Genomic DNA, 19,694 nt, shown 5'->3' with positions numbered 1-19,694 from the left:
GCCGCCTTCTTGGCCGGAGCCTTCTTCACCGCCGCCTTCTTGGCCGGGGCCTTCTTCACCGCCGCCTTCTTGGCCGGGGCCTTCTTGGCAGCCGCCTTCTTCGCTGCAGGTTTCTTCGTTGCCATCTTCAGGTTCTCCTCGTCAGTGGATCGATCTTCGTTGGTGGATCGTCAATTACCCGGTGGGTGAGGCGGCATTCGCCGCATACAACAACGCCCGCATCCATACGCATGCGGGCGTGATGTCCTCGTGCTCCAGGACGGTCGCGCAAACGACCTTGGCTTGGCTGAGGGGAAAGTTGCCGAGGACCGCAAAACGCGGCGTGAAGGAATCGACCTGTCGATGCTTCCGCTGTGCTGTGGTTCCACTCAACGCCGCGCCTGAAGTGCAAGGTTGCGCGAAACCTAAGCATCAACAGCGAGGCTGTCAACAAGAAGATGCAGTGCGCCATGCACGCGCTGTCCTGGATGTGTTTTTCACGGGGCGAAAAGCACGCGCTGTTCGATGCCAGGACGCAGCGCATGCGGCTGCGAAACAGCGTGCGGCGATGCCACATCAGACCATGCCGACACACAAACAAACCCTTGCATGGCGCGGCTCTCACCGCATCACGTCGATGCCGACGCGTTCTTCACCACACCACGCACAGCGCGTGTGCGTGCAGCCCGCATGCACACGTTGCACAGCACGCGCACAGCGCCATCACGCGAGCATCGGATTCGTCGTGGCTTTCGCATTGCACAAGGCAAAGTGCGCGAAACTTCGCGCGTGTTTGCGCGTGCCCGCGCACCCGAATCGGATCGTGACCCGTCGCTGCAACGCGATCGGCCGCCCGAAGGCGGCCGATCGATCACGCGCCATGAAGACGACGATCAGTGCATGTCTTCTTCCATCGCCTGGGCGTAGTCGTCGGGTCCGAGCAGACCATCGAGCTGCGCCGCGTCGTCGATCTTCAGCGCGAACAGCCAGCCTTCGCCCCAGGGATCGGCGTTGATGGTCTCCGGCGCATCGCCCAAGGCCTCGTTGACCGCGACCACGGTGCCGGATACGGGCGCATAGATGTCCGAGGCGGCCTTCACCGACTCGACCACCGCACACCCTGCGCCCTGCTCGACGTGGTCGCCCACGGTCGGCAGCTCGACATACACCACGTCGCCCAACTGGTCCTGCGCGTGGAAGGAGATGCCGACGGTCACGCGACCGCCCTCTTCAAGCCGCGCCCACTCGTGGGAACGCTGGAACTTCAGGTCACCGGGGATTTCGCTCATGACAGACTCCGCTGGAAAAAGGGACCGCGCTGCGCGGCCGGAAACAGGCGTGGGAATTGTAAGCGGCGGCAATGCCGAAGTGGTCACTCGACCGGCTTGCCGTCGCGCACGAACGGGTACTTCACGATGCGCGCCGGCACGATGCGACCGCGGATGTCGACGCCGACCTCGCCGGGTTCGCCGGCGGGAATGCGCGCGAAGGCGATCGAGGTGCCCAGCGTCGGCGCAAAGGTGCCGGAAAGAATCTCGCCGTCGCCCGCCGCCGTCGCCACGCGTTGGCCGTGGCGCAGGATGCCCTTGTCTTGCAGCACCAGGCCGACCATGCGGCGCGGCACGCCGGCGCTTTTCTGCGCCTCGAGCGCGGAGCGCCCGATGAAGTCGCGACCCTCGTCGAACGCGACCGTCCAGGCCAGGCCGGCCTCCAGCGGCGAGACGGTTTCATCCATGTCCTGACCGTAGAGGTTCATGCCGGCCTCCAGGCGCAGGGTGTCGCGCGCGCCCAGGCCCGCCGGCTTCACCCCGGCCTCGGCCAGGCGGTTCCACAGCGCTACGGCCGCGCCCTGCGGCAGCACGATCTCGAAGCCGTCCTCGCCGGTGTAGCCGGTGCGCGCGACGAACAGCGCCTCGCCCTGCGAACCCTTGACGTCGATCGCCGCGAACTTGCCCAGCGCCGCCACCGCGGCACGATCGGCCTCGGCCACCTGCGCCAACACGGCGACGCGCGCGTTCGGCCCCTGCACCGCGATCAGCGCCAGATCCGGGCGTTCGACCACGCGCACGTCGAAGCTCGCGGCGACCGGTTCGATCCACGCCAGGTCCTTGTCGCGGGTGGAGGCGTTGGAGACGATGCGGAAGAAATCCTCGGCGAGGTAATACACGATCAGGTCGTCGATCACGCCACCCTTTTCGTTGAGCATGCACGAATACAGCGCCTTGCCCGGCACCTTGAGCTTGTCGATGGAATTGGCCAGGAGATGGCGCAGGAAGTCGCGCGTGCGCGGGCCGTGCAGGTCGATCACGGTCATGTGCGAGACGTCGAACATGCCCACGTCGCGACGCACCTGGTGGTGCTCGTCCACCTGGGAACCGTAGTGGATCGGCATGTCCCATCCGCCGAAGTCGACCATGCGCGCGCCGGCGGCGCGGTGGGTGGCGTTGAGGACGGTCTGCTGGCTCATGGCGGTCTCGGGTCGGGAACGGAAGTGCGCATTATCGCAGGCCGGCGCGCCGGGTGATCGTTCGCCCCGTGCGGGCAACGAATGAAGCGGCGCTGACGGCATCGGCGACTGGCATCGACGGCCGCACCCGCGTCATCATGCGCCACCTTTCCACAGGCCTGTCCGATGGCTGGTTCCCAGTTCGACCTGCTGCGCCGCCGCCGCTTCGCGCCTTTCTTCCTCACCCAGGCGCTGGGCGCGTTCAACGACAACGTCTTCAAGAATGCGCTGATCATCCTGATCGCGTTCCAGATCTCGGAGCTGTCCAGCACGCAGGTGGACTTCTACTCCAACCTGGCCGCAGGCCTGTTCATCCTGCCCTTCTTCCTGCTCTCGGCCAACGCCGGCCAGTGGGCGGAGAAGTACGAGAAGTCGCGCTCGATCCGCTGGATCAAGGCGGCCGAGATCATCCTGATGGGGCTGGCCGGCGTCGGCTTCTGGCTGGGTTCGCTGCCCTTCCTGCTCGGCGTGCTGTTCCTGATGGGCGCGCAGAGCGCGGCCTTCGGCCCGCTCAAGTATTCGATCCTCCCACAGGCCCTGCGCCCGAAAGAGCTGGTCGGCGGCAACGCCCTGGTCGAATCCGGCACCTTCCTCGCGATCCTGCTGGGCACCCTCGCCGGCGGCTGGCTGATGGGACTGGACCGCGGCGTGACGCTGGTGAGCGCGGCCCTGGTCCTGATTGCGGTGGCCGGCTGGCTGGCCTCGCGCGGCATTCCCCGCGCGACCGCCACCGCACCGGATCTGAAGCTCAACTGGAACCCGGTCACCGAAACCTGGCGCAACGTGATGTTCCTGCGCGACCATCGCGCGGTGCTCAACTCGGTGCTCGGGGTGAGCTGGTTCTGGTTCTTCGGCTCGGTGTTCCTGGCGCAGCTGCCCAACTACACCCGCCTGTATCTGGGCGGCGACCAGAGCGTGGCACCGCTGGTGCTGATGCTGTTCGCGTTGGGCATCGGTGCCGGCTCGCTCTTGTGCGAAGTGTTCTCGCGCCGCACGGTGGAAATCGGTTTGGTGCCGCTGGGTGCGCTGGGCATGACGGTGTTCGGCATCGACCTCTACTTCGCACGCCCCGGCATGGCCGACGTCACCGGCCTGAGCTGGCAGCAATTCCTCGCCGCACCGGGAAACCTGCGCATCTGCATCGACCTTCTCGCCATCGGAATGGCCGGCGGCTTCTTCACCGTGCCGCTGTATGCGCTGATCCAGCAGCGCACCCCGCGCGAGCGGCTGTCGCGCGTGATCGCGGCCAACAACATCCTCAACGCCGCCTTCATGGTGACCGCGGCGATTCTGGCGATCCTCCTGCTGCACTTGGGTCTGAACGTTCCACAGCTGCTGCTGTGCACCGCCATCCTCAACGCGCTGGTGGCGATCTACATCTTCACCCTGGTGCCCGAGTTCATCGCGCGCTTCGTCGCCTATCTCGTGGCCAAGGCGCTCTACCGGCTCGACGTGAACGGGCTGGAGCACGTGCCGGACGAAGGAGCGGCGCTGATCGTGTGCAACCACGTCAGCTTCATGGACGCGGTGCTGGTGCTGGGCGCGGTGCCGCGGCCCACGCGCTTTGTCATGTACTACAGGATTTTCGATCTGCCCGGCATGAACATCGTGTTCCGCGCCACGCGCGCCATCCCGATCGCCGGCAGCCAGGAAGACCCGGCGCTGATGGAGCGCGCCTTCGCGGAAATCGATGCCGCGCTGGCGGCGGGCGAACTGGTCTGCATCTTCCCAGAAGGCGCGCTCACCCGCGACGGCGAAATCGCGCCGTTCCGCAAGGGCGTGGAACGCATCCTTGAAACGCGCCCGGTCCCGGTCATTCCGATGGCGCTGCGCGGCATGTGGGCAAGCATGTGGAGCCGACGCGATTCGCGCCTGCACCGCATGCGCCTGCCGCGCCGCTTTCGCGCCCGCGTGCAGCTGGCCGCGGGCGAACCGATCGCGCCGGAACTGGCCAGCGCGGCGGCGCTGGAGGCACGGGTGCGGGAACTGCGCGGCGAGGCGCGCTGACCGTCGCGCTCCACACGATCCGCGGCGCGCGCGAAACGCTCATCCGAGCGGAGTGAACTTGTCTGCGGCGACGCGAATTCCCCGGATCAGATCCACCAGTGCGCGATTGTTGAGCAGCGGCTCGCCGCCCGGGATCAGCCAATACCCCACGCCATCGACCCAGAACAGGGTGAAGGTTGTCGTCGGCATCCGCATGTCGATGCTTTCATGCAACGACACGGCGCGCCCGGTTCCCTTGAAGCCACGCTGCTTCTGCCGGGCAACGAAGTCGAAGAAGTCGGCGGCCGCGACGCACAGCGTATCGGCCTCATCCTGCGGGTAGCCCACGCGCGCAAGGCAAAAGCCGTCATCGGAAGCCAGCGCCGCCATGCGCGAGCCGGACAGTCCCGCGATGGCGTGCGGAAGATGGTTGCGAGCTGGAAGGACCGCAAGGCGCTGGCGGCGGCGATCAAGCCGATCTCTACACCGCACCGACCGCCGAGGCCGCGCTGGACGCATTCGAGGCCAGCCCCCGGGGCGAACGCTACCCGACCGCGATCGCGACCTGGCGACGCGCCTGGTCGCGCGTGATTCCGCTCTTCGCGTTCCCGCCCGACGTGCGGCGGGTGATCTACACGACCAACGCGATCGAGAGCGTGCATGCGCGCCTGCGCAAGATCATCAAGATGCGCCAATCTTTTGGCGTCGGGCGGAATCAGTCGCCTACCGGCTGCGCCCCAGCGCCTGCGCCAGCGCACCCAGCAGACGATCCACCGCCTCCGGGCGGCTGGAGGCACCCATCAGGCCGATGCGCCAGATCTTGCCGGCCAGCGGCCCCAGGCCCGCGCCGATCTCGATGCCGTGGTCGTCGAGCAGCGCGCGGCGCACGCCGGCCTCGTCCACGCCCTCGGGCACCACGACCGGATTGAGCTGCGGCAGGCGCGCACCGTCATCATCGCCCAGCAGCGCAAGCCCCATCGTCTGCAGGCCTGCGCGCAGGCGCTCGTGGTTGGCCTGATGGCGCGCCCAGGCGGCTTCCAATCCTTCCTCGTGCAGGATCAGCAGCGATTCGTGCAGCGCGTAGGTCATGTTGATCGGCGCGGTATGGTGGTAGCTGCGCCCGCCGGTACCGTCCCAGTAGGCCATCACCAGGCTCATGTCGAGGAACCAGCTCTGCACCGGAACCTTGCGCGCCTTCACCGTCTCGGTGGCGCGCGGGCTGAAAGTCACGGGCGAAAGGCCGGGCGGCGCGGACAGGCACTTCTGCGAGCCCGAATACACCGCATCGGCACCCCAGCCATCCACGTCCACTTCGCAGCCGCCCAGGCTGGTGACGGTATCGACGATGGACAACGCCCCGTGTTCGCGCGCGAGGCGACACAGCGTGGCCGCATCCGACCGCGCGCCGGTGGAGGTCTCCGCGTGGACGAAGGCCAGCGCCTTGGCTCCCGGATTGGCGCGCAGCGCGGCTTCGACCTTCTCCGGATCGACCGGCCTGCCGAACTCGTCATCCACCATCACGGCGCTGGCACCGGCGCGCACCACGTTCTCGCGCATGCGGCCACCGAACACGCCGTTGCGGCACACGATCACGGTATCGCCCGGCTCCACCAGATTGACGAAGCAGGCCTCCATCCCGGCCGAGCCAGGCGCGGACACCGGGATGGTGAGCGGGTTGGCCGTCTTGAAAGCGTAGCGCAGGAGCGTCTTGAGCTCCTCCATCATGCCGACGTAGGCGGGATCCAGATGACCGATGGTGGGGCGGGCCAGCGCGTCGAGGATGCGCCGGGGAACGTCCGAGGGGCCGGGACCGAGCAGGAGGCGGCGGGGCGGATGGAAGCTCTGCATGACGATGCGCACCGGATTGGGAAAGGCCTTCCAGTGTAGCCCGCTTTGTGCCGCTTCCCGGCGAGCCGCTTCATGCCGTGGGATGCCCCCGCTCCTGCCGCTCCTGCCGCAGCCGGCGTCATCACGCCGCGAGGAAACCCATGCACTTTCGGGAGCCACAAAAGAAAGCCCCGCAGGCCAGGGGAGGGACCTGCGGGGCCGGGCTGGAAGAGGGCCAGGGGAGGGGCCAGGCTTCCAGCGGATCCACCCGAGGGGGGGCAGGTGGATCACGGGTGGCGTTGCGTCCACCGTGTGCATAGATTAACAGAACACCCTGAAGGTTCCCTGAGTTTCACATGCAACCTTGGTCTAATTCAGTACGCATTCATTGGCGCGCCACAAATCCCACAAATGTGCCGGAAGTCATGGGCTTGCATGGAATTTTGCATTCTATCGCACAGTATCGCGCGGATAATGCAAACGATTGAAACGGCATAAGCGCAGGCCGTCGTTTCGCACCCCGGCATGCGCGCCGACTCAGTGCGCCTCGTCCCAGTTTTCGCCTTCACCCGCATCCACGATCAGCGCTACCCGCAGATCCGCCGCATCCTGCATGAGGCCTCGAACCGACTCGATCAAGGGCTCGACGAACTCCACGTCGGACTCGAACACCAGTTCGTCATGCACCTGCATGATCATGCGCGCGCGGTCGTCGTGCGGGAGCAGCCAGTCGTGTACCCGCCGCATGGCGCGCTTGATGATGTCGGCGGCGGTGCCCTGCATCGGCGCATTGATCGCGGCGCGCTCGGCACCGGCGCGCTGGTTGGCGTTGCGCGAGGCGATTTCCGGCAGCTGCAGGCGGCGGCCGAACACCGTTTCCACATAGCCCCGTTCGCGCGCGCTCGCGCGGGTGCGCTCCATGAACGCATGCACGCCCGGGTAGCGGTTGAAGTAGAGGCTGATGTAGTCCTGCGCTTCGCTGCGCGAAACGCCCAGCTGGCGCGCCAGCCCGAACGCGCCCATGCCGTAGATGAGGCCGAAGTTGATCGCCTTGGCGGCGCGGCGCTGGTTGGGTTCCACCGCCTCCAGCGCCACGCCGAACACCTCCGCCGCAGTGGCGCGGTGGATGTCCAGCCCCGCATCGAAGGCCGCGATCAGCCCGGCGTCGCCGGACAGGTGCGCCATGATGCGCAGCTCGATCTGGGAGTAGTCGAAGGCGACGATGCGCCGCCCCGATGGTGCGATGAAGGCGCGCCGGATGCGGCGCCCGTCCTCGCTGCGGATCGGAATGTTCTGCAGGTTCGGATCGCTCGACGACAGCCGCCCGGTCGCCGCGCCGCCCTGGTGGTAGCTGGTGTGCAGGCGTCCGGTCTCCGGGTTCACCATCTCCGGCAGCTTGTCGGTATAGGTGCCGCGCAGCTTGGCCAGGGCGCGATACTCCAGGATCAGCCGCGGCAGCTCGTGTTCATGCGCAATCGCCTCCAGCGCATCCTCGTTGGTGGAGGGCTGCCCGGTCGGCGTCTTGGCGGTGACCGTCAGGTTCAGCTCGTCGAACAGCAGCGCCTGGAGCTGCTTGGGCGAATCCAGATTGAAGTGGCGTCCGGCCAGTTCGAAGGCGCGCGTCTGCGCGGCCAGCATGCGCGAGGCCAGGTCGCGGCTTTGCCGGCGCAGCTCGTCCACGTCGATCAGCACGCCGTGGGCCTCGATCTTGGTCAGCACGTCGACCAGCGGCATCTCGATCTCCTCGTACACCGCGCGCAGTCCCGGCTCGGCGCGCAGCCGCGCCGCCAGCACCTGGTGCAGCCGCAGGCAGATGTCCGCGTCCTCGGCGGCGTAGCGCGTGGCCGCGTCGAGATCCACCTGCGAAAAGGGAATCTGACGCGCGCCCTTGCCGGCCACGTCCTCGTAGCGCACGGTCGCATAGCCCAGATGGCGCTGGGCGAGCGAATCCAGATCGTGTCGCCCGCCGCTGGCATCGAGCACGAAGCTTTCCAGCAGGGTGTCCTGGGCGTAGCCCCGCACCGCCATGCCGTGGCGGCGCAGCACGTGCAGGTCGTACTTGCCGTTCTGCCCGAGCTTGGCGATGCCGGGATCTTCGAGCAGCGGGCGCAGCGCCGCGCGCACCTCATCGAGCGACAGCTGCGCCGGCGCACCGGGATAATCGTGCGCGAGCGGGACATAGGCGGCCTCGCCGGGCTCGACCGCAAAGCTCAGGCCGACCAGGCGCGCGCGCATCGGATCGAGCGAATCGGTCTCGGTATCCAGCGCGATCAGAGGTGCGCCGCGCAGGCGCTCCACCCAGCCGTCCAGCACCGCGCGGGTGAGCACGGTTTCGTAACGCCCCGGCGCGGCAAGCGACGGGTCGACGCCATCCGCTGCGTGCACAGGCGCGCCCGCAAAACCCGCGCCGCGCGCCCGCCCCGGCTCCTTCTCGCCCACGTCGGGAAGCGCCGCGCCGACGTTGCCCGCGTCCAACTCCCGCAGCGCCTGGTTGAATCCGTAGCGCGAATACAGCGCACGCAGGGCCGCGACATCGCGCTCGCGCAGGCCCAGATCGGTCACGCCCACCGCCAGCGGCACGTCGGTCCGGATGGTGATCAGCTCGCGATTGAGCGGCAGGCGCGGCAGCGCCGCGCGCAGGTTTTCCCCGACCTTCCCACCCACCTCGTCGGCGCGCGCCATGATTTCATCCAGCGAACCGAACTGCGCCAGCCACTTGGCGGCGGTCTTGGGCCCGCACTTCTCCACGCCCGGCACGTTGTCCACCGCGTCACCCATCAGCGCGAGGTAATCCACGATGCGCGAAGCCGGCACGCCGAACTTCGCTTCCACATCAGCATCGCTGGCGGTACGGCTGCCGCTCATCGTGTTGACCAGGGCGATGCGGGGGGCGACGAGCTGGGCAAAATCCTTGTCGGAGGTGGAAATCTCCACCTCGATGCCCTGCCCCGCCGCCGCCACGGCGAGCGTGCCGATCACATCGTCAGCCTCCACCCCCGGCTCGCGCAGGATGGTGAAGCCCAGCGCCTCGACGATCGCCAGCATCGGCTCGACCTGCACCTTGAGATCGTCCGGCGTCGGCGGACGGTTGGACTTGTAGTCCGGATACATCGCATCGCGGAACGTCGGACCGGGCGCATCCACCACGAAAGCGACGAAGTCGGGTTTTTCCTTGAGTGTGGCGCGCAGCATGTTGACCACGCCGAACAGCGCGCCGGTCGGACTGCCGTCGGGGCCGGTCAGGGGCGGCAGCGCGTGGAAGGCGCGATAGAGGTAAGAGGATCCGTCGATCAGCACGAGCTTCTTCATGCCGCCAGTGTACGGGCGCGCCGCGGCAACAGCGATGCGGTGCCCGGATTCAGGCGCGGCCGGCGTTCTTGCGGGTATGCTGGACGCCCGCCACGGAGAACCGCCATGCGAACCGCAAGCCTGCTGATCCTCGCGCTGTTTGCCGCCCCTGCGGCCTGGGCCCAGGACCCCGCTCCGGCGCAGGATGCGCCGCCCAAGGCGGACGCCCAGGCCCCGCTGCCCAAGAAGATCCGCGCCGAAGACGACGTGTCCAACGCCCCGGCGGTCACCATTCGCCGCCAGGAGAACGGCGACACCGTGCAGGAATACCGCGACAACGGCCGCCTGACGATGGTGAAAGTCACCACTTCGGCCGGCATCACCTACACCCTGCTCGACACCAACGGCGACGGCCTGCTCGATCGCAGCGATCACGACGGCCCGATCGGCCCGGTGTACTACACGCTCTACAAGTGGAACTGACGCGCCTCAGCGCGTCAGGAACTTCGCCAGCCGGTCGGCCAGGCCGCGGTAGGGCGGCTTGAACAGAGCCATGCTGCTCAGGCGCGACTGGTAGAACACCGGCTTGCGCTTGCTCAGGGCCAGGAAACCCTCGTGGCCGTGATAGGCACCCATGCCGCTTTGTCCGACGCCGCCGAAGGGCAGGCTCGACTGGGCGATATGCAGGATGGTGTCGTTGACGCACACACCGCCGGCGATGGTGCGATCCAGCACGCGCTCGATGCGGGCGCGATCCAGATCGAAGTGGTAGAGCGCCAGCGGGCGTTCGCGCGCGTTGACGTAATCGATTGCGGCATCGACGGAATCGCAGCCCACCAGCGGCAGGATCGGCCCGAAAATCTCCTCGCGCATCAGGCGGCTGTCGGCCGGCGGATCGAGCACCAGGGTCGGCGCGATCAGGCGCTCGGCGTCAGCCCGCGCCGGATCGATTTCACGCAGTGCCAGCACCTTCGCGCCCTTCTCCTTCGCCTCATCCAGCAGCGCACGCAGGCGACGGTACTGGCCTTCGTTGACGATGCGGGTGTAGTCGGGGTTGGCGTCGAGCTGCGGGTAGCGCGAGGCGATCTCGATGCGCAGCGCCTCGGCGAAGGCATCGCGCGATTCGCGCGGCACCAGCACGTAATCGGGTGCGATGCAGGTCTGGCCGGCGTTGAGCCACTTGCCGGTCGCGATGCGCGCCGCCGCGGTCGCCAGCGGATAGCCCGGCGCGATGATCGCCGGGGACTTTCCGCCCAGCTCCAGCGTCACCGGCGTCAGGTTCGGTGCCGCGGCGGCCATCACGTGGCGGCCCACGGCGGTGGAGCCGGTGAAGAACAGATGGTCGAACGGCAGCGCGGAGAACGCCGCGGCCACATCCGCGCCGCCCAGCGCCACGGCAACGCGATTCGTCGGGAACACCTCGGCCAGCAGCGAGGCCAGGAAGGCACTGGTGTTGGGAACATGCTCGGAGGGCTTGAGGTAGACGTGGTTGCCGGCCGCAATCGCAGAAACCAGCGGGATCAGCGCCAGGTTCACCGGATAGTTCCACGGCGAAATCACCCCCACCACGCCCAGCGGCTGGATGCGGACCTGCGCGCGCGCCGGCAGGAACAGCCAGTCCACGGACTTGCGCTGCGGGCGCATCCAGCGCCGAAGGTGCCGCAGGGTGTAGTCGATTTCCGCCAGCACCGTCATCGCGTCGGTGAGCAGGGTCTCGTGCCGCGAGCGGCCGCCGAAGTCGGCGCTGACCGCGGCTACCATCTCGTCCATGCGCGCCTTGAAGACGCGGCGCAGCCGGCGCAGGTCATCGCGGCGCTGCGCGAAGTCGGGCGTGGCCGCCGCCTGCGCCTGGCGCAGCCGCTCCAGCGTCGGGACCAGTTCGGCGATCGGGGTGGAAACGGGGCTTGTCATGGCGTGCCTGCGGCCCAAGGCCGATGCTTCTAAGATGGCTTCACGTATAGCGGAGAACGTTCGTGTACACACTCTACATCGCCAACAGGAACTACTCGTCCTGGTCGCTGCGCCCCTGGGTGCTGCTGCGCGAAGCCGGCATCCTGTTCGAAGAACGCCTTGAGCGCTTCGTGGAAGGGGCGTCCGGCTCGAGCCGCGAGCGCTTCCTGCGCTTCTCGCCCTCCGGCCAGGTGCCTTGCCTGCACGACGGGGACATCCGGGTGTGGGATTCGCTGGCCATCGTGGGCCATGTGGCCGAAACGCACCCGCAGGTCTGGCCGGAAGATCCCGCCGCGCGCGCCTTTGCCCGCAGCGCTGCGGCCGAAATGCACTCGGGCTTCGGCCAACTGCGCCGCTGGTGCACGATGAGCGTGGGCATCCGCATGCGCCTGCATGAAGAAGCGTGCCGCGCCATCGCGCCCGACCTCGTGCGGCTGCAGGAGCTGTGGAACCAGGGCCTCGATCGCTTCGGCGGCCCCTTCCTCGCCGGCCCGCGCTTCAGCGTCGTGGATGCGTTCTACGCGCCGATCGCGTTCCGCTGGCAGAGCTACGGCTTTGCGCTGGAAGGCGCGGCGGCCGACTACGCGCGCCACCTGCTGGCGCTGAAGTCGATGCGCGAATGGGAGCGCGACGCGCTGGCCGAAACTTGGCGCGACGCTGCGCACGACGCCGAAGCCCTCGAGAGTGGCGAGATCGTGGAAGACCTTCGCGCACGGAGCCTTCCGTCGGGGGCGTAACCCCGACCTACCGCCCGAGGTTGGCGCATTGGAACACCGCAACCCTCCGCCGGGCGCAGGTCGGCCCTGCGCGGCCGACGCTGGCGCTATGCCTCGCGCAGCCAACGCGCGGCGTCGGGCGCGAAGTAGGTGAGGATGCCGTCCGCGCCGGCGCGCTTGAACGCAAGCAGCGCCTCCATCGCCACCATGCGCTCGTCGATCCAGCCATTCGCGGCGGCCGCCTTGATCATCGCGTACTCCCCGCTCACCTGATACACGCAGGTCGGGCGGCGGAACTGCTGCTTCACGCGGTAGAGCACGTCGAGGTACGGCAGGCCCGGCTTGACCATCACCATGTCCGCGCCTTCAGCCAGATCCAGCGCCACCTCGTGCAGCGCCTCATCGGAATTGGCCGGGTCCATCTGATAGGTGTACTTGTTGCCCTTGCCGAGGCTGCCGGCGCTGCCCACTGCGCTGCGGAACGGACCGTAGAAACTGCTGGCGTACTTGGCGCTGTAGGCCATGATGCGGGTGTGGATGAAGCCGCTCGCTTCCAGCGCAGCGCGGATCACTCCGATGCGTCCGTCCATCATGTCGGAAGGCGAGAGCACGTCCACACCGGCGGCGGCGTGCGCCAGCGACTGCTTTACCAGTGCCTCCACCGTCTCGTCGTTGAGAATGTAGCCGGAGTCGTCGATCAGCCCGTCCTGGCCATGCGTGGTGTAGGGATCGAGCGCCTGGTCGCTCATCACGCCCAGCTCGGGAAAGCGCGACTTCAGCGCGCGGATCGCGCGCGGCACGATGCCGTTCTCGTCCCAGGCCACGCGCCCGTCCGCCGTCTTGGCGGAAGGATCGGGCACGCCGAACAGGTCGATCAGCGGAATGCCCAGCGCCAGCGCGGACTCGGCCTCGCGCAGGAGCTCGTCGATCGAAAGCCGCTCCACGCCCGGCATCGATCCCACCGGCGCGCGCCCCTTCTCCTCGTGCACGAACACCGGCCAGATCAGGTCGTTCGTACTCAGCAGGTTCTCGCGCATCAGCCGGCGAGAGAAGTCGTCGCGGCGCATGCGGCGGGGGCGGACGGGGAACTGGCTCATGGCGATGGCTCTGAGGTGAGGCAAGAGGGCATTCTAGCGCCGGCGGGGAGCGGCTTCTTTCGGTTTCGGTTGTGCGCTTTCGCAGGCTTTCGTCCGCCTCGGCGGCGGCCGACCTGCTTTCTCTTGCTTGTCCAAGAGAAAGCAGGCACTGCGCCGCAGGAGCGGCGCGAACGGCGAAGCCGGCCCCGAAGGGGCGTAGGGCAGGATGCCCGGAGTAAAGAGAAGTGACTCGGCCGCCGCCGAGGCGGTCGAAACCCTGCGACACCGCCCCCGGAAACGAAAAAGGCGCCGCACCCTCGTACGACGCCTTCCCCGTCAGCCTTGAACCCGCAATCAGTCGCGCAGCTTGGACAACAGCCGCAGGAACTCGATGTAGAGCCAGACCAGCGTCACCAGCAGCGCGAAGCCGCCGAACCACTCCATGTACTTCGGCGCGCCCTGCTGCACCCCCGTCTCGATCAGGTCGAAGTCCAGCACCAGATTCAGCGCCGCCACCGTCACCACCACCAGGCTGAAGCCGATGCCGATCAGGCCCGACTCGTGGATGTACGGGATGTTGATGCCGAAAAATCCGAGGCCGATCGTGGCCAGGTAGATCAGCATGATGCCGCCGGTGGCCGCAACCACGCCGGCGCGGAACTTCTGGGTCACCTGGATCAGCCCGCTGCGATAGGCGAACAGCAGTGCGAACAGGGTGCCGAAGGTCAGCATCACCGCCTGCATCACGATGCCTTCGTAAAGGTGCGCGAAGATGCCGGAGATCGCGCCCAGGAAGAAGCCCTCCAGGATCGCGTAAAGCGGCGCGGTCACCGGGGCCCAGGTCTTCTTGAAGATGGTCACCATGGCCAGAATGAAGCCGCCGATCAGGCCGCCCCAGAGGAACATCGGCGCGGCCGCCGTCGGGCCGGCCGCCGTGACCGACTGGGTCCAGGCGAAGGTCGCGGTCAGCACGGTCAGGAAAAGCAGGATGCCGGTCTTGGCGATGGTGCCGTTGAGGGTCATCGCGTCGGCCGGGCGCGACAGTACCGCGCCGCTGCCCAGGTCGAGGAAGGTCGAGTCGCTGAGGACGGGGTTGCCGCTGCGCATGGAAGTACTCCGGGGGATGAACGGCGTGACGATAGATGCCCCACCCGACGGTTTTGTTAACCGCAAGTTAAACCGCGGCGGCGAGAATAGTTGGTGCGTCCGAAAACTTTTGTAAATAGTGCTAGATTCCGATCCAGCAAGATTCGCCAACCATCTGAAAGAAATGAGAAACTGATCACACTTCTTGCCATGGAACTCCTTCTGCTCCTGCCGCTGCTGCTCGCCTTTACCGGACTGCGTTACGTCCCGGAAGACACCGCGCTGACCGTGCATCGCTTTGGCCGCTACACCCGCACCCTCACCCCGGGCCTGCGGTTCACGGTGCCGGTGCTGGATCGCGTGGCGCACCGCGTGCGGCTGGTCGGCCATCAGGTCGAAGTTCCCGTGCATGGGGAAGCCGCAGCGCGCGCCGCGGTCTACTACCAGATTCTCGAACCCCAGCGCGCGGGCAATGCCCTCGACGACGTCGATTCGCTGGTGGCGCAGCGCGCCCGCGAGGCGCTTTCGTCCCTGGCCGCAAGCGACGGGGACGGCAGTACCGAGGCGATCGCGGCGCGACTCAAGCGCGAACTCAACGACGGACTGGCGGCCTTGGGCCTGCGCGTGACCCGCTGCAACCTGCGGCAGGACGCGACCGCCTGACCGCTCCCCGCGCCGGCATCGCGCCGGCAGGTTCCGTTCCCGGCGATTGTCAGCGCGGTGCCGGCTGAGGATACTGCCCCGCCCTGCCTTCCGCAGATTGCCGTGAATCCGCTGTCCCACCTCCAGCCCACGCTCGAATCCGGCCTCGCGGCGATGGGTCTGTCACAGCCCGGACTGGCCGAGCGCCTGCTTGCTTATCTCGGGCTGCTGGCGCAGTGGAACCGCGCCTACAACCTCACCGCGATCCGCGATCCGGCCGAGATGGTGTCCAGGCACCTGCTCGATTCGCTCAGCATTGCGCCTTTCGTCGCCGGGCGCGTGGCCGACATCGGCACCGGTGCCGGCCTGCCGGGCATTCCGCTGGCGATCAACGACCCGCACCTGCGCGTGAGTCTGGCCGAAACGGCCGGCAAGAAGGCCCGTTTCCTGCGCGAAGCGGTGCGCCAGCTCGGGCTTGCCAACGTGTCGGTGCACGCCTGCCGCGCCGAAGACGTGCCCGAATCGGGCCAGCACGACCAGCTCATCGCGCGCGCCCTGGCCCCGCTTGACGGTATCCTGACGCTCGGCGGACACCTGCTGCGGCCGGGCGGACGGCTGCTGGCGATGAAGGGCCGGGTTCCGACCGGGGAAATCGCCGCGCTGCCGGACGGCTACCGCCATCTGGCCACCCATCCACTCCATGTGCCGGGGCTTGATGCCGAGCGGCACCTGATCATTGTCGAAAAAACCGGATAGAACGCCTCCATGTCGCGCATCATTGCAGTGGTCAACCAGAAGGGCGGAGTCGGCAAGACCACCACCGCCGTCAACCTGTCGGCGGCGCTGGCCGAAACCGGCCGGCGCGTGCTGCTGGTCGACATGGACCCGCAGGGCAACGCCACGATGGCCTCGGGCGTGGACAAGCGCGAGGCGCACCCCTCCGGCTGCGAGGTGCTGCTGGGCGAAGCCGACGCACAGGCCGCAATCCGCCCCACCGCCGGAAAGTACGACCTGCTGCCCAGCAACACCGACCTCATCGCGGCCGAGCTGCAGCTCATGGACCTGCCCGAGCGCGAGCGTCGCCTGAAGCTCGCGCTGGAGCCGGTGGCACGCGGCTACCAGTACGTCATCATCGACTGCCCGCCGTCGCTGAGCCTGCTCACGCTCAACGCGCTTGCCGCCGCCGACAGCGTGCTGGTGCCGATGCAGTGCGAATACTTCGCGCTGGAAGGCATCGCCGCGCTCACCGACACCATGGAGGCGGTGCGCCGCCGCCTGAATCCCACACTGGAAATCGAAGGCATCGTGCGCACCATGTACGACGTGCGTACCGGCCTGACCAGCGCGGTGTCGGCCGAACTGCAGCGCCACTTCGGCGACAAGCTCTACCGCACCGTGATTCCGCGCAACGTGCGCCTGGCCGAAGCCCCCAGCCACGGCCAGAGCATCGTCGAGTACGACCGCGGCTCGCGCGGCGGCGTCGCCTACCTTGGCCTGGCCGGCGAGATCATCGGGCGCGAGCGCCAGCACACCCATCGCCCGGAGGCACACTGATGGCAACAAAGAAACCTGCGCTCGGGCGCGGCCTGTCCAGCCTGATCCGCGAGACCGTAGCGGCCGATGCGCCGGCGGCGGGCGAGCGGATGACCACCTTGCCCATCGAGAAGCTGCAGCCTGGCAAGTACCAGCCGCGCAGCCACATGGACCCGGAGCGGCTGGAGGAGCTGGCCGAGTCGATCCGCGCCCAGGGCCTGATCCAGCCGATCATCGTGCGCGGCATCGGTGCCGGGCGCTACGAGATCATCGCCGGCGAGCGCCGCTGGCGCGCGGCCCAGCTTGCCACGCTGCGCGATGTGCCGGTGGTGATCCGCGAGATCGAGGACAACACCGCGCTGGCGATGGCGCTGATCGAGAACATCCAGCGCGAGGACCTCAATCCGCTGGAGGAAGCCCTCGCGCTGCAGCGCCTGATCGACGAGTTCAGCCTCACCCACCAGCAGGCCGCCGAAGCCGTGGGCCGCTCGCGCGCCTCGGTCAGCAATCTCTTGCGCCTGCTGGAACTGCCTGAAGCCATCCGCGCCATGGTCGAGCGCCGCGCGCTGGAAATGGGCCACGCGCGCGCCCTGCTCACCCTGCCGCCGCCGCAGGCGCTGGCGCTGGCGCAGCAGGCCGCGGCCGAAGGCTGGTCGGTGCGCGAAACCGAGCGCCGCGTGCAGGCGCTGCAAAAAGGCGTTCCCGCGCCCGCGAAGCCCGCCACCCAGCGGCCCGACGCCAACGTCGCCGCACTGGAGCGCGAGCTGTCCGAATCCTTCGGCGCAAAGGTCAGCCTGCAATCGGGCCGCGGCGGGCGCGGCAAGCTTGTCATCAGCTACCACAGCCACGACGAATTGGATGGCATCCTGGCGCGGATGCGGCGCTGAGCGATCCCGCCCGACCGGCGCGGTTCACTCACGCGAACACGTACCGCACCACGTGGAAGAAGATCGGCGCGGCGAAACTCACTGAATCCAGCCGGTCGAGCATGCCGCCGTGGCCTTCGATCATCCGGCCCCAGTCCTTGGCACCGAGGCTGCGCTTGACCGCCGAGAGCGCCAGCCCGCCGAGGAAACCGCAGGCCACGATCAGCAGCGACATCAGGCCCGACTGCAGCGGCGTGAACGGGGTGATCCACCACAGCGCGGCACCCACGCCGGCTGCCGACAGGCCGCCGCCGACCAGTCCTTCGACGGTTTTCGACGGACTCACCTCCGGTGCCAGCCTGTGCCGCCCGAACAGCTTGCCGAACACGTACTGCAGGACATCGGAAAGCTGCACCACCAGCAGGAGGTAGAGGAGCAGCAGCAGGTTGCCGTTCTCGTAGCCGGGAATGTCGAGCAGCAGCAGCGCCGGCGCGTAGCTGATGCAGTACACCGTCAGCATCAGTCCCCACTGGATTTTCGTGTTGCGCGCGAGGAAGTCCTCGGTGTCGCCGGCCAGCGCCGACACCGCCGGCAGCAGCAGGAAGCCGTACACCGGAATGCACATCACGAACAGGCCGTACCAGTCGATCCCGATCAGGAAATACTGCAGCGGAATGCCGACGTAGAAGCACAGCACCAGCACCAGGTGGTCGCCGCGCCGCGTCGGCGTAAGCGTGACGAACTCGCGCAGCGCCAGGAACGAGGCGATGGCAAACAGCACCAGGGTGGCCACCTTGCCGAGCAGGAAGCACGCGCCCAGCACCGCCACCATCACCCACCAGGCGTTGATCCGCGCCACGAGATTGTCCACCGTCGCGCCGGGCCTGCGCCGTTTGAGCACGGCGGCGATCGCGCTGGCGACCACCAGCAGCACGAGGATTCCACCCATCACCTGCCAGAACTCGACCGGCGCGCGCTGCAGTAGCACCTGGATTCCCCGCATCATCGAATCGTTCATGCCAGCTCCATCACTGCCGCCCGCGCCCGCAGCAGGTAGTCATCCTTCGACTCCCCGGCCTCCGGTCGCACCACCGGCCCGAATCGTGCCGTGCAGATCAGCGGCACCGGCAGCAGGCTGCCCTTGGGCAGGCTGCGGCGGGCGTTGTCGAGGTAGACCGCCACCGGCTCCACCTCCGGATGCGCGAGCGCAAGGTGGTAGAGACCGGACTTGAAGCGGCCCGGAGTTTCATCCGGGGTGCGGGTGCCCTCGGGAAACAGGATCAGCGAATCGCCCTGCGCCAGCGCGTCGTGCAGCGGCGCGAGCGGGTCATCCTCGGGATTTTTGCGCTGGCGCTCGATCAGCACCGCGTTGAGCGCGCGATGGGCGATCACCGCGCGCAGGCCGCCGCCCCAGTAGTCCTTCGCCGCCACCGGACGGGTGCGTCGGCGCGGTTCGGGCGGCAGCGCGGCCCACAGCGTCACGGTATCCAGGTGGCTGCCGTGGTTGGCGAAATAGATGCGCTGGCGCGGCTCGGGCCGGGTTCCGATCCAGCGCGGATAGGCACCGAACAGCAGCCGCGCCAGGAACACCAGCAGGCGCGCCAGCATCAGCCGCGCGCCCGCAGCTGTGCGGCGATGGCGCGGGTCCGCAGCACGCAGGTCAGCGCGCTGCCGAAGGCGATCACGAGGCCGCCTGCGAGCAGCGCGTGGCTGCTGCCACGCCAGTGCAGCTCGGCCGCGCCGATCACGAGCGCGGCGGTCATCACCGCCATGCGGTGCGGCTTGGCCTGCGGGCCGCGGAAGTCCTGGGGAAAGCCGAGGCTGCCGCCGGTCACGCGGATATACGCGGTGAGCGCGGCCAGCAGGGCCATCAGCCAGCCGAGCGCGTCGTATCCGGCGGCGTGTCCGAGCGCGACCAGGAGCAGCGCGTCCTCGATCCGGTCGGGAAGCTCGTTGTAGAGGGTCCCCACCGGCGATTGCCTGCCGCCCTCGATCGCCACCATGCCGTCGAGCATGTTGCACAGCAGGCGTAGCTGCACGCAGGCGGCCGCGCCGACGAAGCCCCACGGCATCGGCCAGTAGAACAGCAGCGCCGCGCCGGCAAGGGCGAAACCGATGCCGAGCACGGAAATCTGGTTGGGCGTGATCGGCGTGCGCGAGAGCGCGCGCGCCAGCGCGGTGGCCCAGCGCGCGCTGCGGGTGGTCAGGGGACGGCGGTCGGCTTCGGACATGGGCAGAG

The 19,694-nt window shown here is 68.1% G+C and carries 18 protein-coding genes and 1 pseudogene; 8 read left to right on the top strand and 11 right to left on the bottom strand.

Annotated features, from left to right (window positions below; translation table 11 throughout):
* Positions 1 to 872: 872 nt before the first annotated feature.
* Entirely contained in the window at positions 873 to 1,268 is a 396-nt protein-coding gene (gene gcvH, locus WB794_RS09985) for a glycine cleavage system protein GcvH (RefSeq protein WP_337335715.1), read from the bottom strand.
* An 83-nt stretch (positions 1,269 to 1,351) separates the two neighbouring features.
* The gene (gene gcvT, locus WB794_RS09980) at positions 1,352 to 2,446 is read right to left on the bottom strand and encodes a glycine cleavage system aminomethyltransferase GcvT (RefSeq protein WP_337335714.1); all 1,095 of its coding nucleotides are present in this window, start codon (positions 2,444 to 2,446) and stop codon (positions 1,352 to 1,354) included.
* A gap of 165 nt (positions 2,447 to 2,611) precedes the next feature.
* Between gcvT and WB794_RS09975 the strand changes: the two genes are divergently transcribed.
* Positions 2,612 to 4,492, top strand: a complete 1,881-nt coding sequence (locus WB794_RS09975) for an MFS transporter (protein ID WP_337335713.1) — start codon at positions 2,612 to 2,614, stop codon at positions 4,490 to 4,492.
* Between the two features lie 39 nt (positions 4,493 to 4,531).
* Here the strand turns inward: WB794_RS09975 and WB794_RS09970 are convergent, their stop codons facing one another.
* On the bottom strand, positions 4,532 to 4,861 hold the full coding sequence (locus WB794_RS09970) for a hypothetical protein (protein WP_337335718.1): 330 nt from the start codon (positions 4,859 to 4,861) through the stop codon (positions 4,532 to 4,534).
* A gap of 42 nt (positions 4,862 to 4,903) precedes the next feature.
* On the opposite strand from WB794_RS09970, the pseudogene WB794_RS09965 reads away from it, so the two are divergent.
* Positions 4,904 to 5,172 (top strand): annotated as a pseudogene (locus WB794_RS09965) (transposase); the annotation flags it as partial.
* A gap of 22 nt (positions 5,173 to 5,194) precedes the next feature.
* Here WB794_RS09965 and WB794_RS09960 read toward each other — a convergent pair.
* Together WB794_RS09960 and polA are read right to left on the bottom strand one after the other, a co-directional pair.
* On the bottom strand, positions 5,195 to 6,319 hold the full coding sequence (locus WB794_RS09960; protein ID WP_337335712.1) for a pyridoxal-phosphate-dependent aminotransferase family protein: 1,125 nt from the start codon (positions 6,317 to 6,319) through the stop codon (positions 5,195 to 5,197).
* A gap of 516 nt (positions 6,320 to 6,835) precedes the next feature.
* Positions 6,836 to 9,607: a DNA polymerase I gene (gene polA / locus WB794_RS09955; RefSeq protein WP_337335711.1), complete on the bottom strand. Its 2,772-nt coding sequence runs from the start codon at positions 9,605 to 9,607 to the stop codon at positions 6,836 to 6,838.
* A gap of 105 nt (positions 9,608 to 9,712) precedes the next feature.
* Between polA and WB794_RS09950 the strand changes: the two genes are divergently transcribed.
* Positions 9,713 to 10,069 carry a DUF2782 domain-containing protein gene (locus tag WB794_RS09950; RefSeq protein WP_337335710.1) on the top strand — a complete coding sequence of 119 codons (357 nt, stop codon included), beginning with the start codon at positions 9,713 to 9,715 and terminating at the stop codon, positions 10,067 to 10,069.
* 6 nt (positions 10,070 to 10,075) lie between these two features.
* Here the strand turns inward: WB794_RS09950 and WB794_RS09945 are convergent, their stop codons facing one another.
* Entirely contained in the window at positions 10,076 to 11,497 is a 1,422-nt protein-coding gene (locus WB794_RS09945) for a coniferyl aldehyde dehydrogenase (RefSeq protein WP_337335709.1), read from the bottom strand.
* A 62-nt stretch (positions 11,498 to 11,559) separates the two neighbouring features.
* On the opposite strand from WB794_RS09945, the gene WB794_RS09940 reads away from it, so the two are divergent.
* Positions 11,560 to 12,273, top strand: coding sequence for a glutathione S-transferase N-terminal domain-containing protein (locus WB794_RS09940; protein WP_337335708.1), 714 nt, complete (start codon positions 11,560 to 11,562; stop codon positions 12,271 to 12,273).
* An 86-nt stretch (positions 12,274 to 12,359) separates the two neighbouring features.
* Here the strand turns inward: WB794_RS09940 and hemB are convergent, their stop codons facing one another.
* Together hemB and WB794_RS09930 are read right to left on the bottom strand one after the other, a co-directional pair.
* Positions 12,360 to 13,349 (bottom strand): porphobilinogen synthase, encoded by a 990-nt coding sequence (gene hemB, locus WB794_RS09935; protein WP_337335707.1) that lies wholly within the window; start codon positions 13,347 to 13,349, stop codon positions 12,360 to 12,362.
* Between the two features lie 333 nt (positions 13,350 to 13,682).
* A complete protein-coding gene (locus WB794_RS09930; protein ID WP_337335706.1) occupies positions 13,683 to 14,435 on the bottom strand; it encodes a Bax inhibitor-1/YccA family protein in 753 nt (250 codons plus the stop codon).
* Positions 14,436 to 14,624: 189 nt separating this feature from the next.
* Here WB794_RS09930 and WB794_RS09925 point away from each other — a divergent pair, with 189 nt between their 5' ends.
* The 4 genes from WB794_RS09925 (at position 14,625) to WB794_RS09910 (ending at position 17,476) form a co-directional block, all read left to right on the top strand.
* Complete coding sequence (locus WB794_RS09925) at positions 14,625 to 15,077, top strand: SPFH domain-containing protein (RefSeq protein ID WP_337335705.1); 453 nt, start codon at positions 14,625 to 14,627, stop codon at positions 15,075 to 15,077.
* A 153-nt stretch (positions 15,078 to 15,230) separates the two neighbouring features.
* On the top strand, positions 15,231 to 15,812 hold the full coding sequence (gene rsmG, locus WB794_RS09920; RefSeq protein ID WP_337335717.1) for a 16S rRNA (guanine(527)-N(7))-methyltransferase RsmG: 582 nt from the start codon (positions 15,231 to 15,233) through the stop codon (positions 15,810 to 15,812).
* Positions 15,813 to 15,821: 9 nt separating this feature from the next.
* Positions 15,822 to 16,610 carry a ParA family protein gene (locus tag WB794_RS09915; protein ID WP_337335704.1) on the top strand — a complete coding sequence of 263 codons (789 nt, stop codon included), beginning with the start codon at positions 15,822 to 15,824 and terminating at the stop codon, positions 16,608 to 16,610.
* Complete coding sequence (locus WB794_RS09910; protein WP_337335703.1) at positions 16,610 to 17,476, top strand: ParB/RepB/Spo0J family partition protein; 867 nt, start codon at positions 16,610 to 16,612, stop codon at positions 17,474 to 17,476. The genes WB794_RS09915 and WB794_RS09910 overlap by 1 nt, the downstream gene beginning before the upstream one ends.
* Positions 17,477 to 17,504: 28 nt before the next feature.
* On the opposite strand, the gene WB794_RS09905 is transcribed toward WB794_RS09910, so the two are convergent.
* The 3 genes from WB794_RS09905 to WB794_RS09895 are packed head-to-tail and all read right to left on the bottom strand — an operon-like array spanning position 17,505 to position 19,686.
* Positions 17,505 to 18,473, bottom strand: coding sequence for a phosphatidate cytidylyltransferase (locus tag WB794_RS09905; RefSeq protein ID WP_337335702.1), 969 nt, complete (start codon positions 18,471 to 18,473; stop codon positions 17,505 to 17,507).
* The gene (locus WB794_RS09900) at positions 18,470 to 19,063 is read right to left on the bottom strand and encodes a lysophospholipid acyltransferase family protein (RefSeq protein WP_337335701.1); all 594 of its coding nucleotides are present in this window, start codon (positions 19,061 to 19,063) and stop codon (positions 18,470 to 18,472) included. The genes WB794_RS09905 and WB794_RS09900 overlap by 4 nt, the downstream gene beginning before the upstream one ends.
* On the bottom strand, positions 19,063 to 19,686 hold the full coding sequence (locus WB794_RS09895; RefSeq protein ID WP_337335700.1) for a CDP-alcohol phosphatidyltransferase family protein: 624 nt from the start codon (positions 19,684 to 19,686) through the stop codon (positions 19,063 to 19,065). Before WB794_RS09895 ends, WB794_RS09900 begins: the two co-directional genes overlap by 1 nt.
* Positions 19,687 to 19,694: the final 8 nt, after the last annotated feature.

The sequence above is a fragment of the Denitratimonas tolerans genome (assembly GCF_037203605.1).
Taxonomy (GTDB): Bacteria; Pseudomonadota; Gammaproteobacteria; order Xanthomonadales; family Xanthomonadaceae; genus Denitratimonas; species Denitratimonas tolerans.
This window is presented reverse-complemented; position numbering and strand designations above follow the sequence as displayed.

Bases quoted from the DNA above. Each gene is read 5' to 3' on its own strand.
- WB794_RS09975 (WP_337335713.1), top strand. From the start codon at position 2,612: ATGGCTGGTTCCCAGTTCGACCTGCTGCGCCGCCGCCGCTTCGCGCCT.
- WB794_RS09910 (WP_337335703.1), top strand. From the start codon at position 16,610: ATGGCAACAAAGAAACCTGCGCTCGGGCGCGGCCTGTCCAGCCTGATC.
- WB794_RS09925 (WP_337335705.1), top strand. From the start codon at position 14,625: ATGGAACTCCTTCTGCTCCTGCCGCTGCTGCTCGCCTTTACCGGACTG.
- gcvH (WP_337335715.1), bottom strand. From the start codon at position 1,268: ATGAGCGAAATCCCCGGTGACCTGAAGTTCCAGCGTTCCCACGAGTGG.
- WB794_RS09915 (WP_337335704.1), top strand. From the start codon at position 15,822: ATGTCGCGCATCATTGCAGTGGTCAACCAGAAGGGCGGAGTCGGCAAG.
- WB794_RS09960 (WP_337335712.1), bottom strand. From the start codon at position 6,319: ATGCAGAGCTTCCATCCGCCCCGCCGCCTCCTGCTCGGTCCCGGCCCC.
- WB794_RS09900 (WP_337335701.1), bottom strand. From the start codon at position 19,063: ATGCTGGCGCGCCTGCTGGTGTTCCTGGCGCGGCTGCTGTTCGGTGCC.
- WB794_RS09905 (WP_337335702.1), bottom strand. From the start codon at position 18,473: ATGAACGATTCGATGATGCGGGGAATCCAGGTGCTACTGCAGCGCGCG.
- WB794_RS09950 (WP_337335710.1), top strand. From the start codon at position 9,713: ATGCGAACCGCAAGCCTGCTGATCCTCGCGCTGTTTGCCGCCCCTGCG.
- hemB (WP_337335707.1), bottom strand. From the start codon at position 13,349: ATGAGCCAGTTCCCCGTCCGCCCCCGCCGCATGCGCCGCGACGACTTC.
- WB794_RS09895 (WP_337335700.1), bottom strand. From the start codon at position 19,686: ATGTCCGAAGCCGACCGCCGTCCCCTGACCACCCGCAGCGCGCGCTGG.
- WB794_RS09945 (WP_337335709.1), bottom strand. From the start codon at position 11,497: ATGACAAGCCCCGTTTCCACCCCGATCGCCGAACTGGTCCCGACGCTG.
- gcvT (WP_337335714.1), bottom strand. From the start codon at position 2,446: ATGAGCCAGCAGACCGTCCTCAACGCCACCCACCGCGCCGCCGGCGCG.
- polA (WP_337335711.1), bottom strand. From the start codon at position 9,607: ATGAAGAAGCTCGTGCTGATCGACGGATCCTCTTACCTCTATCGCGCC.
- rsmG (WP_337335717.1), top strand. From the start codon at position 15,231: ATGGGTCTGTCACAGCCCGGACTGGCCGAGCGCCTGCTTGCTTATCTC.
- WB794_RS09930 (WP_337335706.1), bottom strand. From the start codon at position 14,435: ATGCGCAGCGGCAACCCCGTCCTCAGCGACTCGACCTTCCTCGACCTG.
- WB794_RS09970 (WP_337335718.1), bottom strand. From the start codon at position 4,861: ATGGCGGCGCTGGCTTCCGATGACGGCTTTTGCCTTGCGCGCGTGGGC.